Here is a 14,737-nt window from a genome sequence, read left to right on the forward strand (position 1 = left end):
TATGGGGCGGGCGTGGCCTCTCGCGGGGCGCCAGGACGAGCTGCGTTCGATCGAGACTGTTGTTCGGGCGGGGGCGGGACACGGCATTCTGCTGGCCGGGCCGGCTGGGGTGGGAAAGACCAGACTGGCTCGTGAGGCGGTCGCGCTGGCGGAGCGGCAGGGCGCCACCACCCGATGGGTTGTCGGCACCGCGGCGTCGCGCGGACTCGCCCTGGGTGTCTTCGCGGGACTGCTCGGTGCGCTGCGCGGTGACCCGGCCGGGCTCGTGTTCGAAGCGGTCCGGGCGTTCCTGTCGCGTGTGCCCGATAACCGCGTGGTACTCGGGGTCGACGATGCCCACCTGCTGGACGACCTGTCGATGCTCGTGGTGCATCAACTCGTCGTGCAGCGCGCGGCCGTGGTGGTGGCCACCATGCGTGCCGGCGAAGCAGTGCCGGACCTTGTCACCCGGCTGTGGACGGACGGCCACGTCAAGCGGTTCGAGGTGAGGCCGCTCGGGCGGCCACAGACCGGATCGTTGTTGGAGGCGGCACTGGGCGGTCCTGTGGAACGGGCAACGGTGGATAGCGTATGGAAGTTCACCCGGGGCAACCTGTTGTACCTGCGGCACTTCGTCGCCGGAGAGGTCGAGGCCCGCCGACTGCAGCCGGTCCGGGGAATCTGGCGGTGGTCCGGTGGGGCGCTGATGTCCCCCGAACTGACGGATCTGGTGACGACCCGGATGGGCGAGTTGACGGAGCCGGAGGTTCTGGTGGTCGACCTGCTCGCCCTCGCGGAACCGCTGGATGTTCGCCTGCTCGCCGGCCTCACCGAACTGTCGGCGGTCGAACGGGCCGAGGAGAGCGGGCTGATCCGCGTCGATGTTGCGGGGCGACGACTCGAAGCCTGGCTGGCGCACCCCCTCTTCGGCGAGGTCAGGCGGGCCCGCATGGGGACACTGCGGGCACGACGACTACGCGGGCAGGTCAGTCAGGCGCTCGCCGACGCCGGGTATTGCCAGGCCGATGACCTCCTGCGTCGCGCCGTGCTGGCCGTGGACTCGGATCTCGCCCCGGACTGGCGGCTGCTGATCGAGGCCGGCCGCCGTGCCGGCCAACTGTGTGACCTGCCAACTGCGGTACGGCTCGGGCAGGCGGCGCAAGCCGCCGGCGGCGGCTTCGAAGCATCGATGATCCTGATGGGTGCCTTCAATGGGCTGAGTCGACCCTCCGGCGCCGACTTCGCGGCGCTGACGGCGACTGCCGGGACGGCCGCCGAGTTGGTCCGGGCCACGGTGGCCCGGGCGATCGACCTGGCGTGGATCGCAGCACAGCCGGCCGAGGCGGAGGCGATCCTTGACGCCGCTGAGTCCCAGCTTCTCGGGGACGACGGCCAAATGCAGCTCTTGGCGCTACGCGCGCTGTTCCACGGACAACTTGCCCGCCCGGTCCGGGCAATCGAGGCTGCGATGACGGCACTCGAATGCCCGCTGCTACCCGACGAGTCCGTCCTCCTGGCCGCCACCGGATGCGTCATCGGCCTGGCCACTGCCGGCCGGGCCGACGAACTCGCCATCCCGGTGGCGCGGGGTGCGGCTGCGGCCGGCCACGCGGCGCAGTATGCCTTCCTGCGGCTTCCTTTGGTGGCCGGACAGTTACTCGCGCTACGTCTGGCAGGCTACCTCGGGGAGGCCGCGGTCGTGGCACGCGACTGTTGGGAGTCGGTCCAGGGACTGGAGCTCCCGACGGCGATCGCCGGCATGCTGATGGGCGAGGTGCTCCTGGCCCAGGGGCGGCCGGTCACCGCCCTGCGCTGGCTGCGTGAGGCGTATGCCGGGCTCGAGCCGTTCGACCAGGCCGGCGGTTTCGAATATGTATGCCTGATACCACTCGTCCGCGCACTGGCCCTCACCGGTGAACTGGCGGCAGCCACCGAGGTGGCAGCGAAGCTGCGTGTTCGGGCGCACCCGATGATCCGGTGCCTCCGACCGGACACGCTGCTGTCGTACGCCTGGCTCGCGGCGGCGCAGGGTGTGCCGAGCGAGGCGGTCACCTTCGCGCGGGAGGCCGCGTCGGTGGCGGCGGCATCCGGACAGGCCGCCCACGAGGTCTTGGCCCTGCACGCGGCGACATGCCTCGGCGATCGGTCGGCAGCCGAGCGGATCACCACGTTGACCCATCTGGTGGACGGTCCACGCGCACGGGGCGCCGCCGCGCACGCGACCGCGTTGGCTTCAGGCGACGGCGACGCCCTCCTGAAGGTGTCGGACATGCTGGAACGAATGGGCGACCTGTTGGCTGCCGCCGACGCGGCCGCGCAGGCGGCCGTCGCGTACCGCGGGGTGCGGTATCGCGGGGCCTCGCACCAAGCTGAGGCACGGGTGCGACGGTTGATCCAGGACTGCGAGGGGGTCGGGTCCCCCACGACAAGAGCCGCGGTCCATCCGCTGCCCCTCACCGGCCGGGAGCGGGAGATCGGCGCGCTCGCCGTGCAGGGCATGTCCAACCGGGAGATCGCACACCGGCTGGTCGTATCGGTGCGCACGGTCGAGAACCACCTGTACAGGATCAACACCAAGCTGGGCATCAGCAGCCGCGCAGAACTCGCCGAGGTGCTGGGCGGCCACCATGCCAGCGGGGCAGCCGATCGGGGCCGCTGAGCCAGTGCCGCTCACCGATGAGCAAAGGTACAACCGGCCGGCAACGACGCGGTGTCCCGATCGCCCTGGACAATGCCGACAACCGGGCTCCGCCGGAGCGCAACCAGCGATGGCCGTCGAGCTTTCCCGGCGACCCTCGCACCCGCCCCGCCCCGGCAACGCCCTATCGGGCCAGCGCAACGCCCCGACGGCGGCTGGGCCGCTGGCCAAGATCTTGGCGACCGCACGATGGAGGTGGACCGTGGCCGGCTGGGCCGCGTTGCGGCTGTCCGGGGAGCCGACCAAAGGCCGGATGCTGCTCTGGTTCGTCGGCGCGGTCATCGCCCACGACCTGATCCTGTTTCCGACCTACGCCCAGGTCGATCGGGCGCTACGCGCCGGGCCGCACGCCCCGGACACCGATCTGCGCTGAATCACGTCCGGGTCCCCGCGCTCGCGGTCAGCGCGACGCTCTTCGCCGGCAGCGCGCTGCCCTACGCTGTGCGACTTCACGCACCGCGACGACGCCGGTCCTGACGGACAGGCGGCGAGCCGTGCGCAGGTGTTTCTATCGCCGCTGCGCGCACCGCCGACGGCGGCGTTCATGGCGCTACCGACCACGGGGTCGTCGAATTCGATCGACCGGTTCGCCGGCCCCGGGTGTGCGCATGAGCGGGTTGGTACGCCGCCGCAAGGACGCATACCGCCCGCACGCCGCTGCTGCCGGTTCGAGGAGTTCCACAGACGGAACGACGCCGGCAGCTCCGGAGAGGACACCTCGGTCACGCCCGACTGTCCGGCGTCGGTTGTCTGGTTGACGTGACCCCTGTCGGCAGGACGCACCCCGAGGATCCAGTGCGAGCCGCGTTCGGTGAGGTAGGTGGCGTGCCCCCAGGCCATGGGGCTGAGCGCGGGTTGGAATCCACGGCTTCATCGGTGGTATCGCCGCCGGAGCCGGTCGGGCGAGCCGGGTCCGGACGGGCACGTCGGGGCGCGCCCGTCCGCGGTCGCCGTGGCCGCTGTAACCGGGGCCGAGGATCTCCCGGAAGCCGTGGTAGCGGGCCTGCCGGACCAGGGTGCAGAGCGACGGCGATCCGGTCATGTCGGCCGAGTCGCCGTACAGGTGGCGGCTGGTCGACGCGCCGCCCACCGCGTTGTTGCAGGCGTGGCTGCGGAAGCCGCTGCTGATCTGGATCGGCTGGTTACCCAGTGCCTTGCGTAGCGCCTGTAGCTTCCACATGGTGACCAGGGCGTTCGCCTTCGCCTGCTTGGCCGAGACGGGCCCTCCGGACCAGTCGGAGTTGCACCTGTTCAACCCGGCGTAGCTGAAGTTGACCGGGGTGCAGTCGGCGTCCTGCAGGGCGTAGATCTTGCTGTACGTGTTTGTCCCGGCCACTCCGTCGGCAGCCAGTCCGTACGCCTTTTGGAACCGGATGACCGCCGCCTTCGTGGCGGGGCCGAACTTGCCGTCGAGGACGATCCTGGCGTTGTAGCCCGGATAGCCGGAGACGCGAATCTGCAGCTGCCGGACGTCTTCGCCGCTGGTGCCCTCTTTCAGGACCCGGTTCCAGGTGTAGCAGGCGTCGGCCTGTGCCGGCGCGCTCACGGTGGCGACCGTGACGGCCGAGATGCCGATAGTCATCGCTGCGGCGACCAAGAGTCGGAGGACCCTGTCTGAGCATTCAGCACTCCCAATGTCGTTGGTGCGGCTGGCTGCTGGTCAGCTGGTCGCGCCAGCAAGCCTCAGCCCATTTATGGCATTTAGGGCAATCACTGTCGCCGAGTCAAGGTGAATGGGGTGACCATTCCGCTACGCATCGCGCTCGCAGCCGTTTTCGCCAGGTGAAAGGCACCCCTGGCGCGCTGGTCGCCGGTGTGCGATCCGTGGCGCCGTTCAGCCGCCACCACCCGCGCCACGCTCCCTGTGGGCGCAACCCTCCTGGTTTGGGGTGTGGTCGGACGGGTAGCCCCGTGTGTGTCAGTTCGACGGGCAGGCATCTGGGCTGAGGTGTCCGGATGAGTGCGCGTTCCGGCGAGCGGTTCGACGATGCGGTGGCGTCCCTGGGGCGGCGGGGTCGCGATACCGTTACGGACCAGCTGCGCAAGTTGCGACCGAGTCTGCTCGTGGCCGCGCAGGCGGGTCTCGCCGCCGCTCTGGCCTGGTATGTCGCGAAGGATGTGCTCCACAACCCGCAACCGGTGTTCGCCCCCGCGATCGCGGTCAGCACCATCGCGAGTTCGATCGGGCACCGCATCCGCCGCACGGTGTATGTCATCGCCGGGGTGACCGTGGGCATCGTCGTGGCGGACCTCCTGGTGGCGTTGATCGGCACCGGTTACCTCACGATCGGCCTCATCGTGGCGGTAGCGATTCTTCTGGCCGGGAGACTCAGTGGTGAGGGAGGATTTCTCGCCCAGGTGGGCGGTAGCGCCATGGTAATCGCAGTGCTGGCTCCCGCCTCGACCGACGTCGCGGTTCCGCGCCTCGTTGACGGGACGGTCGGCGGCGTGGTCGGTGTCGTCGTGTCGCTGATCGTGCTGCCGCTGGACCCGATCTATCGTGTCCGGCGGGCCGCCGGCCCGCCGTTGAGTCAACTCGCCGAACAACTCGTCCGGGCCAGCGACGCCGTGGCCACGCGGGACGCGGCTCTCGCCAAGGACGTGATCGACCGGTTGCGTGCCGTCAAGGTCGACGAACTGGAAGCGACGCTGGCGGGTGCGGCAGAGGTCGTCGCGGTTTCGCCGCTGCGCTGGCGCCAACGCAGGGAATTGCAGGGTTGGCAACATGGTGCCGGCTTGTTGTTGCGGACTCTGGAGGTGAGCCGCCCGTTGGGGATGAGCCTCAGAACCTCGATCCGATATCAGGAGCCGCTGCCGGACAGTCTGGTCGATGCCCTGCGGTGCCTTGCCTTCGCTGTCCGCCATGTGCGCGACGGATTCTCACCGCAGAGTAAGCCTGCCATCGCCGTTCAACGTGCCGCCATGCAGGCTGCCGGCCAGGCCGAGGCGGCGCTGAAAGCGGGGCTCGGGACGGCTGGCGCCACCGCCGTAGGGCAAATAAAAGTCATGAGCGTCAACGTTATGCGTGCCACAGGACTGAGTAAACCCGAAGCCGAGCACCGTCAGGATGTTGCTTCGAGGGCGTACCAGGAATAGCGGGGTTCCAGGATTCGGCTCGTCCTCTACCTGCTGGCCCGAGGCATAGAATGTTCAAGGTGAGCGGCGGAGCCGCTGTCGCGACACGGGTCGTTCGTCTGGCGCTGTCGCCCACGTCGAGTCACGAGAATGCGCCCGCGCCATGGTGTGGTCCTGACCGTCGCCGGCCGGCCGGCGAGCGGCGGACGCACCCCGCGCCATCCTGATGGTCGACTGCGCCGGCCAGGACCTGCTCTCGGGCTGGAAGCACGCAGGTCCCTGGCCGCGTACGACAGTATCCACAGCCTGGCCACGAGGCGTTCCGCGCTGACGGGCACTTGATGGCCGCCCCGACAGGCTGACCAACCGTTGGCGCGTGTGGCACGGGACCAGCCCGGATCGTGCCCGTACCGGGCATTTACCGTTCTCGAACATGATTCGACTAAGGTCGGCTCACATGACTGAGCGGGAAGCGGTGGCGCACCTGCTGCGCCGGGCGACGTTCGGGCCGACTGCCGACGAGGTGGACGACGCGGAGCGGGCCGGGGTGGCGGCCACCCTCGACCGGTTGCTGGCGCCGCCCGGCGACGGCCAGGGCGGGACGGCCATCCCGTTGCCGGACCTCGGCGCCGACCCGGCCGCGCGGCTGACGCGGGATTCCACCCGGGAGCAGCGTCAGCAGGCCAACCAGCAGCGCCGGGAGCAGACGCTGCGGCTCATCCACTGGTGGCTGGACCGCATGGTCACCGCCGGGGACCAACTGGGCGAGAAGTTGCTCTTCTTCTGGCACGGACACTGGGCCACGAGCGAGCGGAAGGTCAGGTCAGCCTCCCTGATGCTTCGCCACCTGGAGACGCTGCGCCGTCACGGGCTGGGGCCGTTGCCGCCGCTGGTCGACGCGATGCTGCGGGATCCGGCGCTGATCCTCTGGCTCGACGGGCAGCGCAACAGCCGCAAGGCGCCCAACGAGAACCTGGCCCGTGAGCTGATGGAACTGTTCACGCTCGGCCATGGCAACGGCTACACCGAGGCGGACGTGAAGGAGGGCGCCCGGGCGCTCACCGGCTGGGTGGTGGACCGGGGCACCGGGGTGGCCCGGTTCGAGCCCCGCCGGCACGATCCCGGCCCGAAGACCATCCTCGGTGAGCGCGGCGAGTTCGACGCCGCGTCGTACGCGAAGCTGCTGGCGGGGCGGCCGGAGACGGCGCGGTTCGTGGCCGGCCGGCTCTGGTTCCGTTTCGCTGGAGCGCAGGAGCCGCCGGCCGATCTGGCCGGCCCGGACACGGCGACCACGCTGCGCCGGATCTTCACCGCCCCGGCCTTCGCGCAGACCCGGGACACCCTGGTCAAGCAGCCGGTCGAGTGGCTGGTCGGTGCGCTGAGGCAGCTCGGCGTGCGGCCCGCGGACCTGCCCGAGGCGGTCCAGCGGCGGCTGCTCGCCGGCCTGACCGCGATGGACCAGGTGCCGCTGCGGCCACCGAGCGTCGGCGGCTGGCCAGCGGGTACCGCCTGGCTGACCACCTCGTCGGTGCAGGCCAAACTACGCCTGGCCGACACGGTCGCGGGTGCGGCAGCACGACCGGTGCTGGCCCGGTTGACGGCCGCGCCACCTGCTGGCCGGCCGGACGCGCTGGCCCGGCTGTTGGTGGTCGACGGCTGGAGCGAACGCACCCGGGCCGCCCTGACCCCGCTGGCCGGCCAACCGCGCAAGCTGATCGTGGCCGGCCTGGTCAGCCCCGAGTACGCGGTCTGCTGACCGGGAGGAGACGAGAGCATGGACACCCTGACCCGACGGCGGTTCCTGGTGGCCAGCGGGGTGGTCGGCGCGAGCGCCCTGGCGGCCGGAGCCACCGGTTACCGCCTGAGCGACCTGCTCGCCACCTCGGGCGACCGGGACCCGCGGGCACGCACCCTGGTGCTGGTCACCCTCTACGGCGGCAATGACGGCCTGAACACGGTCATCCCGTATGCCGATCCTGCCTACCACGACGCCCGCCCGGAGTTGGCGTACACCGGCGAGGAGGTCAAGCGGCTGGACGACGAGGTTGGGCTCAACCCGGCGCTGGCCGGCCTGCACCGGTTGCACGGCGAGGGGCGGCTGGCGGTGGTCCGGGGCGTCGGCTACCCGAAGCCGGACCGCAGTCACTTCCGCTCGATGGACATCTGGCAGACCGCCGAACCCGAGCGGCCCGGCAACACCGGATGGCTCGGGCGCTGGCTCGATCGGGCCGGAGGCGACCCGCGGCTCGCGGTCTCCTTCGAACCGGCCATGCCCCCGCTACTGGCCGGGGAACGCAGTGCGGGAGCGGCGGTGCCGGCGGCCGAACGCAAGGCGTCCCGCGTGCTGCCGCAAGCCACGCTCGCCGAGTTCGCCGCCGCCGCGCCGGAGGACACCCCGGCCCGGGCCCGCGCGGCGGCGTGCTTCGCCGACCTGCGCAGCGTCGAGGAGATGATCCGCGAGGTACGCGACTCCGAGGCGGCCGCCGAACAGGAGCCGGACGGCGAAGGGGCCCCGGCCACCGCGACCGGTGGCTCGCGTACCCCGCTCGACGCCCAGCTGGACCTGGTCGCCCAGTGTGTCGAGGCAGAGGTCTCGACCCGGGTCTTCTCGGTGTCCCTGGGCGGCTTCGACACCCACGCCGACGAGAAGCAACTGCAAGAGGTCCTACTCGGTCAGGTGGACAGGGCGGTCAGCGGATTCGCGGACCGGATGGCGCGCACGGAGGCGGGCCGCAAGGTGGTGGTGGCCGTCTACTCGGAGTTCGGCCGCCGCGTACGGGCGAACGCCTCGGACGGCACCGACCACGGCACCGCCTCGAACGTGCTGCTGCTCGGCTCCGGAGTGCGGGGCGGGCTGTACGGAGAAGCGCCGAGCCTCACCGACCTCGACGACGGCGACCTCCGATTCACCACCGACTTCCGGGACATCTACGCCACGCTGCTCGCGCGGGTGCTCGACACCGACCCAGGCGCGGTGCTCGGCGGCTGGCGTGGCCGACTCGACGGCGTTCTCTGAGCCTCGGGCGATCCCGCCAGCCGCAGCGTTAGGACACGGCGGCGGTCGTCGGTCCTCACTGGCGCCGGCACGGCTGTCCGCGGTTCGTGCGCGCCCTGCCAGATCGACCACGACCTGCTCCTGTCGCAGGCCAACAGCCGGTCGAATACGGCTCCGGTCTCCGGCAGGCAGGCCAGGTCGAGCTGAGTGATGCGTACCTCCACCAGCGGCAGCGCGTACGACGCAGGTGTCAGTGGTCCCGTCACGGTCGTACCCTTTCCCTCGTGGCCCGGTGACCTGTCACGTGCCGGAGGAGGCGACCCTCACTCGGGTCAGCAGGTCGGCGAGGTCCCCTGGTCCCGTTCGTCGCCGGGTTGGTTGGCGAGAGGGAGGGCTGCTTCGACGGCGCTGTCGCGACCGCGCCGCCGTGCGCGTCGTAGTACGCCGTGCCAGTTCGGGGTCTCTCGGCCTTCGTCGAACGCCCGGGCGACGAGGACGTCGGTCGACGAGTGCGCCATGATCGAGATGACGATCGTCAGCGCCACGAGGTGGAACACCTCGTCTGCGGCAGCGATGCCGGATTCCAGGACGAGCAGCCCATAGACCACTGACGCGAAGCCCTTGGGGCCGAACCACATCGCGGCAGCCTGCTCCCGTAGGCCGAGCCCCGAGCGGAGGAACGATATCCCCAGGGCGACCGGACGAGCCACCACGATCGCGAGCACCGCGAACACCCACCCGGCCCAGGAGATCTCGCCGAGGAACTGCACCGAGATCAGCGCCCCGAACACCAGGAGCGCGGCGAGCTTCAGCAGTTCGGCGACGTTCTCTCCGAAGTGTTCGAAGGTGGCCCGCTGTCGAGGTCCGAAGGTGGCGACGGTGATCCCGGCGGCGAACGCGGCCAGGAAGAGGTTGCCGTGGGTGGCCTTGCCCAACGCCAGCACCAGCAGCCCGATCGCGACCCCGTTGAGGGGGGCGTAGGCGGCCGAGGCGGCGAACCAGCGGGTCCGTTCCAGCGCGATCGCCGCCAGCGGCACCAACACTCCGATCAGGAGTCCGAGAGCCAGTTCCGTGGCGAGCTCACCGAGATGCAGGTCGTCGGAACCGGCGGCCACGGCGAGCAGCACCACCACGAACGGCAGCGCCAGGCCGTCGTTGACTCCGGACTCGACGTTGAGTAGGTGCCGTAACCGGGCGGGGACCTTGTCGTTGCCGACCAGCGCGGCGGCGAACACCGGGTCGGTCGGGGCGAGGATCGCGCCGATCAGGAGGGCTTCGGGCCAGTCCAGCCCGGCAATGTAGTGCGCCAGCGCCGCGGTGATCAGCAGGGTCAGCGGCAGGCCCCAGCCGAGCGCCCGTCCCGGTAGCCGCCATGCCGAGCGCAGGTCGGCCCAGCCGACCCGCATGCCGTCGGTGAACAGCACGGCGAACAGCGCGAGTTCCGCGAGTTGGGCCACGATCGGCGAGTCGGCCCGCAGATGTAGCACGCCCGTGGTGTCCTCACCCAGGACGAACCCGGCCACCAGGAACAGAGCCGCCGTGGAGAGGATCGTCCGGTGGGCCAGCGCCGACACCAGCACGGCAGCCAGCAGGACGACGGCGAAGCAGAGCAGCAGCACGGAGACCTCCGGAGGGAACGGTTCGTCACGGTGCCGACCAGACTTCCCGGCGCTCCACAGATCGCAGCGATCATAGCGGGCTGTCTACGCCGCCGCACCGACACGGTGACGGCGACCACGGCCGGGACCGGGCCGCGCGCCGGTGGGAGAACCTACCCTCGCTGACCAGCAACTCTGTCCGGGCGGTGCGAGGCCGCCCACGTACCCGGCCGGCTGGGCTCGTCGCTCCCTCAGCGCCGCCCGCCGGTGTTGGACCGCCGGTGGAGCGCCACGCCGATCACCACGAGGAACGCGCCCGCCACGGCGGATGCCGCGGCCACGAGGGCGGCCCCGGCGGAGATCGTCGCGGCCGCGATCGTGGCCACCCCACCCACGACGAGGACGAATGCTGCGAGGCGATAGGCCGGCCCCAGTGCGGCCCGGAAGTGCTCAAGACGGCCGTCGAAGCGTCCGCCGGGTGCGGCAAGTGGCAGCGCCGCTCCGAGGCAGGCTAGGAGGACGCCGACGGCGCCCGCCACCGCCTGTTCCAGGGGGAATTCGTCACCCGTGTGGAGCGAGACCAGCCCGACGTGCAGGACCAGCAGGACGACCGACACCCCGGACAGCGTCCAGCTGAGGACCCGCCGCGCCCGCTCCGGGTCGCGGTCCCGACCGAGCGACGTCCGGTGTAGCAGCTCGTGATCGAGGCGGAGCACCACCGACAGGAGCGCCGTCAGCCCGAGCAGTGCCAGGGGAAGCGCGACGGCCGTCACGGCACGGTTCGACACGCTCTCGCCGTGGCGGCCGTCGGCCGCTCGCGTGACGATCTCGGCGGACATCTCGGGCCAGGCGACGATCGAGGTCGTCACCATGGCGGCGACGGCGCCCAGTGCGACCGCGGCTCCCGGCCAGGGGATCGTCACCCACGATGGCGGTGCGGCGTCGCCCTGCGCGGTCGCGGTCCTCTGCGTGGTGCTCATCGGAAAGGTTCCTCTCGGTCGTTCGTCGTCGGTGTGGTGCTCCCGGCACTGCCGAGCTCGCCCTGCGGCTGTTCCCGGCGCAGCGAGGACAGGGCCAGGATCGCCTCGTCCACGAGGCTCATCCGGAGCCGGTACTGGATCTCGGTGCCTCGGCGACGGGACTCGACGAGCCCTGCCTGTCGGAGCACCTTGAGGTGCCCCGACAGGGTGCTCGGGCTGATCGACAGCGCCTCGCCGATGTCGCCGGCGCGCACGAAGTCCCGGTCGCGCAGGAAGCGCAGGATGTCGCGCCTGCCACCGTGCGCGAGCGCGGCGAAGATGCCGCTCGTCGCTTCTTCGGTATTTCGCGTCACACCGAAATAGTATCAGGCGGCCCGTCACGTCGCTACGCCTCGTACGGGCACGAGGACGTCGGAGCACATCGTTCGTGCGACACCGGCACCGAGCAGGACGAGCCACATGACCAGTGGGACGGCGACGAAGCTCTCGTCGGGTCGTAAGACCTTTACGAGCGGCGACGCTGAATCTCGGCTCGACGCTCCTCAAGCTGATTACGTTGTCCCGCCGGAGCCAGTAGACATTCGGCTGACCGGCCGACGCGAGCGCGCAGATCCGGGCCATCTTCGGCGCACACCAGCTTGTCGCCCTGATCGGCCCGCTCGTCCGGCATCTCTGATGCTGCTCGGAGGCCGCATCGGTATCTTGCGGTCGATTGGGTAGACGCCGCTGCGACACTGCGGCAGGCGGCGCTCCCCGCCCGGGCGGTACCACTCCCGGGCCCGCTGACCAACGCAGGGCGGTCGTGCCGTGGCTGGTCAGGTGCGTTGGTCGCGGTGTTGGTATCCGATGGCGCCAAGGGCGGCGAGGGCGGTGGCAGCGGTGAGCATGCCGATGACTCCGGGCCAGTCGGGTGCTGCGTCGGGCACTGCGGCGAGGTGTGTGAAAGGGGACAGCGTGCCGACCCAGTGGGGGGCGTTGGTGCTGTCGGCGATGACCTGGAGGAGGAAACCGCCTGCGGCGGGTAGGGCGCCGACGAGCGCGACGGCGCGGGGTAGCCAGCCGAGAGCGAAGATCGCGGCCCCGAGGCAGAGCGCCGCTATCGGCAGGACGTTCACCGCGCCCGCGAGTGCCGCCCCGAGGTGCAGGGGTGCGCCTATGCTTCTCGCTCCGATCCAGGTGGCCAGCCCGGCCGTGCTGGTGAGTGCCGCGGCACCGGTTGCGGTGGTGGCGGCTTCTGCGGTGAGGAGTCGGAGCCGGGTGACGGGTCCGGCGTAGATGAGGGTGAGCCGGCGGTCGGCTTCGGCGGCGGCGATGGCGGCGACGTGTACGGCGTGAAGATCCCGGCCGGGATGGCGAGCAGCGCGAACATAGCCGCCACGTAGCCCTCGACCGAGCCGAGACCGGCGAACCCGGCCTGCGCGGCGAGGTCGGCGAACTGCGGGTTGTCGGCGAGGAAGTCGGTCATGGACACCGCGAGCAGCCCGATGAGCAGGAAGTAGGCGCCGACGCCGGCGGTCCAGCCGGCGAGCGGGCGCAGCAGTCGCCGGAGGGCGAACGCGGGGATCGAGCCGAGGAGCCGCAGCCGTGGCGCGCGGCTGGTGCGAGGTGCGAGCCAGCTGCCCCGGGCATCCCGGCGCGCGGCCGTCGCGGGAATGGCGGCGAGTACGGCGGAAGCGGCCAGGGCCAGCACGACCAGCGGGAGGACCCGGTTGTCGTGGTACGGACGGGAGAGCGCGGTGAGGCCGAACGGGGACAGCCAGCGCAGCCATCCGAGTGCGTCGACGCCGTCACCGATCATGCGCAGGAGCAGCCCGGCGCCGAGCAGCGCGACGGTGGCTCCGCTCGCGGCGGCGCGGTTCGGGAAGGTCTGTGCCGCGAGGGTTCCGGCGGCGGTGAAGAACACGCCGACCAGCGCGAGGCCGGCGCCGTGCAGCACGGCACCATCCGGTGGGGTGCCGGCGGCGGTGAGGGCGGTCGCGGTGGTGCCTCCGACGAGCAGCGCGGCGGTGACGGTCACGGTGGCGTGGCGCATCACGATGGTGGGCAGGGGGATCTTGCCGGACAGCAGCAGGTCCCAGTGGCCGGCGTCTTCGGCGCCGCGGGTGATGCGGGTGGCGGTGAGCAGCGCCCAGGCCCCGACCAGGACGGCGAGGATGGTGCCGGTGCGCCACACGGTGAAGCCGCCGGCGGTGTCGAGGGCGACCGGCTGACCGAACAGGGTACGGATCGCCGGGTTCTCGGCCAGTGCGGCGAGGGCGTCGGCGTCCATGGCGTCGCCGACGGTGCTGGCGTAGGTGGTGGCGACCATCGCCGACATGCCGCCGACGAGGACGATGACGATGAGCGCCCCGCGCCGCATCTGACGGACAGCCAGCCAGGTCACCGCGTTCCTCGCGCTGGCGTCCCCGGCTGCCCGGGCGGCCTGCGGCGCCCGCGCGTCAACGGCGGTCACCGGGACACCTCGTCGTAGTAGTCGAGGAAGATCTCCTCAAGTGTCGGCTCGTGGATCGTCAGCGCGGTCACGTCCGCCGTGGCCAGCGCCCGCAGGGCCGACGCGGGCGGGCCGGTGAGGGTGAACCGCAGCCGCGCGGGCCCGACCCGTTCGACCGCCTCGACACCCGGCACCTCGTCCAGCCGGGGTGCGGTGCCGGCGAAGGTGACCTCGACCTGGCCGCGGTGCAGTCGTCGGAGGTCCGCGACGTCGGCGATCTCCACGAGCTTGCCGGCGCGTAGGATCGCGACCCGGTCGCACACGGCTTCGACCTCGGCGAGTTGGTGGGAGCTGAGGAACACCGTCTGCCCCCGCTCGCGGGCCTGGGCGACCGCCCGCTGGAACTCCCGTTCCATCAACGGGTCCAGGCCGCTGGTCGGCTCGTCGAGCACCAGCAGGGGGGCGCGGGTGGCGAAGGCCGACACCAGGGCCACCTTCTGCCGGTTCCCGGTCGAGTAGGTCCGGCCGGGTTTCGACACGTCCAGCGCGAACCGCTCGACCAACTCGTCGCGGTAGCCCCGATCGACACCGGGACCGGTGCGCCCCAGCAGCTCCAGGGTCTCGGCGCCGGTCAGTTGCGGCCACAGCGCCACATCGGCGGGCACGTACGCCAACGACCGGTGTGCGGTGCGTACGTCCTGGGCGTCGGTGTCGAAGATCCGGGCGTGCCCCGCGGTCGGTCGGGCCATGCCGAGCAGCAGGCGGATGGTGGTCGACTTGCCGGCGCCGTTCGGGCCGAGAAACCCGAACACCGACCCGGTCGGCACAGCGAGGTCGAGCGCGTCGAGCGCGAGGAGCCGCCCGTAGCGTTTGGTGAGACCTTCGGTGCGAACAGCGAACGCATCCATGGGAGCCCTCTTCGGTCGACGCGACACCACGACTGCCGACCAGACTTCCCGGCGCTCCTCAACGGAGCGTACG

General features: G+C 71.2%; 11 protein-coding genes and 1 pseudogene. 5 read left to right on the top strand and 7 right to left on the bottom strand.

Going from position 1 to position 14,737, the window contains the following annotated elements; genetic code table 11:
- Position 1 precedes the first annotated feature (1 nt).
- A complete protein-coding gene (locus ABZ809_RS19515) occupies positions 2-2,638 on the top strand; it encodes a LuxR C-terminal-related transcriptional regulator (RefSeq protein WP_357563945.1) in 2,637 nt (878 codons plus the stop codon).
- A gap of 235 nt (positions 2,639-2,873) precedes the next feature.
- Positions 2,874-3,094, top strand: a pseudogene (locus tag ABZ809_RS19520) (hypothetical protein); the annotation flags it as partial.
- Positions 3,095-3,227: 133 nt separating this feature from the next.
- Here the strand turns inward: ABZ809_RS19520 and ABZ809_RS19525 are convergent.
- Positions 3,228-4,274: a D-Ala-D-Ala carboxypeptidase family metallohydrolase gene (locus tag ABZ809_RS19525; protein WP_357563946.1), complete on the bottom strand. Its 1,047-nt coding sequence runs from the start codon at positions 4,272-4,274 to the stop codon at positions 3,228-3,230.
- Between the two features lie 359 nt (positions 4,275-4,633).
- Here ABZ809_RS19525 and ABZ809_RS19530 point away from each other — a divergent pair, with 359 nt between their 5' ends.
- The 3 genes from ABZ809_RS19530 to ABZ809_RS19540 all read left to right on the top strand — a co-directional run bounded on the left by ABZ809_RS19530 (position 4,634) and on the right by ABZ809_RS19540 (position 8,768).
- Positions 4,634-5,773 carry an FUSC family protein gene (locus tag ABZ809_RS19530; protein WP_357563947.1) on the top strand — a complete coding sequence of 380 codons (1,140 nt, stop codon included), beginning with the start codon at positions 4,634-4,636 and terminating at the stop codon, positions 5,771-5,773.
- A 436-nt stretch (positions 5,774-6,209) separates the two neighbouring features.
- Complete coding sequence (locus ABZ809_RS19535) at positions 6,210-7,508, top strand: DUF1800 domain-containing protein (RefSeq protein ID WP_357563948.1); 1,299 nt, start codon at positions 6,210-6,212, stop codon at positions 7,506-7,508.
- Positions 7,509-7,526: 18 nt separating this feature from the next.
- The gene (locus tag ABZ809_RS19540; protein ID WP_357563949.1) at positions 7,527-8,768 is read left to right on the top strand and encodes a DUF1501 domain-containing protein; all 1,242 of its coding nucleotides are present in this window, start codon (positions 7,527-7,529) and stop codon (positions 8,766-8,768) included.
- Positions 8,769-9,079: 311 nt separating this feature from the next.
- On the opposite strand, the gene ABZ809_RS19545 is transcribed toward ABZ809_RS19540, so the two are convergent.
- The 6 genes from ABZ809_RS19545 to ABZ809_RS19570 all read right to left on the bottom strand — a co-directional run bounded on the left by ABZ809_RS19545 (position 9,080) and on the right by ABZ809_RS19570 (position 14,664).
- On the bottom strand, positions 9,080-10,366 hold the full coding sequence (locus ABZ809_RS19545; RefSeq protein WP_357563951.1) for a cation:proton antiporter: 1,287 nt from the start codon (positions 10,364-10,366) through the stop codon (positions 9,080-9,082).
- A 230-nt stretch (positions 10,367-10,596) separates the two neighbouring features.
- Complete coding sequence (locus ABZ809_RS19550; RefSeq protein WP_357563952.1) at positions 10,597-11,325, bottom strand: hypothetical protein; 729 nt, start codon at positions 11,323-11,325, stop codon at positions 10,597-10,599.
- A complete protein-coding gene (locus ABZ809_RS19555; RefSeq protein ID WP_357563953.1) occupies positions 11,322-11,678 on the bottom strand; it encodes a metalloregulator ArsR/SmtB family transcription factor in 357 nt (118 codons plus the stop codon). Before ABZ809_RS19555 ends, ABZ809_RS19550 begins: the two co-directional genes overlap by 4 nt.
- A 462-nt stretch (positions 11,679-12,140) precedes the next feature.
- Complete coding sequence (locus ABZ809_RS19560) at positions 12,141-12,440, bottom strand: hypothetical protein (protein WP_357563955.1); 300 nt, start codon at positions 12,438-12,440, stop codon at positions 12,141-12,143.
- A gap of 38 nt (positions 12,441-12,478) precedes the next feature.
- Positions 12,479-13,777, bottom strand: a complete 1,299-nt coding sequence (locus tag ABZ809_RS19565; protein WP_357563956.1) for a hypothetical protein — start codon at positions 13,775-13,777, stop codon at positions 12,479-12,481.
- On the bottom strand, positions 13,774-14,664 hold the full coding sequence (locus ABZ809_RS19570) for an ABC transporter ATP-binding protein (RefSeq protein WP_357563957.1): 891 nt from the start codon (positions 14,662-14,664) through the stop codon (positions 13,774-13,776). The genes ABZ809_RS19565 and ABZ809_RS19570 overlap by 4 nt, the downstream gene beginning before the upstream one ends.
- Between the last annotated feature and the right edge of the window lie 73 nt (positions 14,665-14,737).

It is taken from the genome of Micromonospora sp. NPDC047074, from assembly GCF_040643815.1.
Lineage (GTDB): Bacteria > Actinomycetota > Actinomycetes > Mycobacteriales > Micromonosporaceae > Micromonospora.

What these genes read in the sequence shown, in the direction of transcription:
- ABZ809_RS19515 (WP_357563945.1), top strand. Translation starts at nt 2, where the DNA reads ATGGGGCGGGCGTGGCCTCTCGCGGGGCGCCAGGACGAGCTGCGTTCG.
- ABZ809_RS19530 (WP_357563947.1), top strand. Translation starts at nt 4,634, where the DNA reads ATGAGTGCGCGTTCCGGCGAGCGGTTCGACGATGCGGTGGCGTCCCTG.
- ABZ809_RS19535 (WP_357563948.1), top strand. Translation starts at nt 6,210, where the DNA reads ATGACTGAGCGGGAAGCGGTGGCGCACCTGCTGCGCCGGGCGACGTTC.
- ABZ809_RS19540 (WP_357563949.1), top strand. Translation starts at nt 7,527, where the DNA reads ATGGACACCCTGACCCGACGGCGGTTCCTGGTGGCCAGCGGGGTGGTC.
- ABZ809_RS19550 (WP_357563952.1), bottom strand. Translation starts at nt 11,325, where the DNA reads ATGAGCACCACGCAGAGGACCGCGACCGCGCAGGGCGACGCCGCACCG.
- ABZ809_RS19570 (WP_357563957.1), bottom strand. Translation starts at nt 14,664, where the DNA reads ATGGATGCGTTCGCTGTTCGCACCGAAGGTCTCACCAAACGCTACGGG.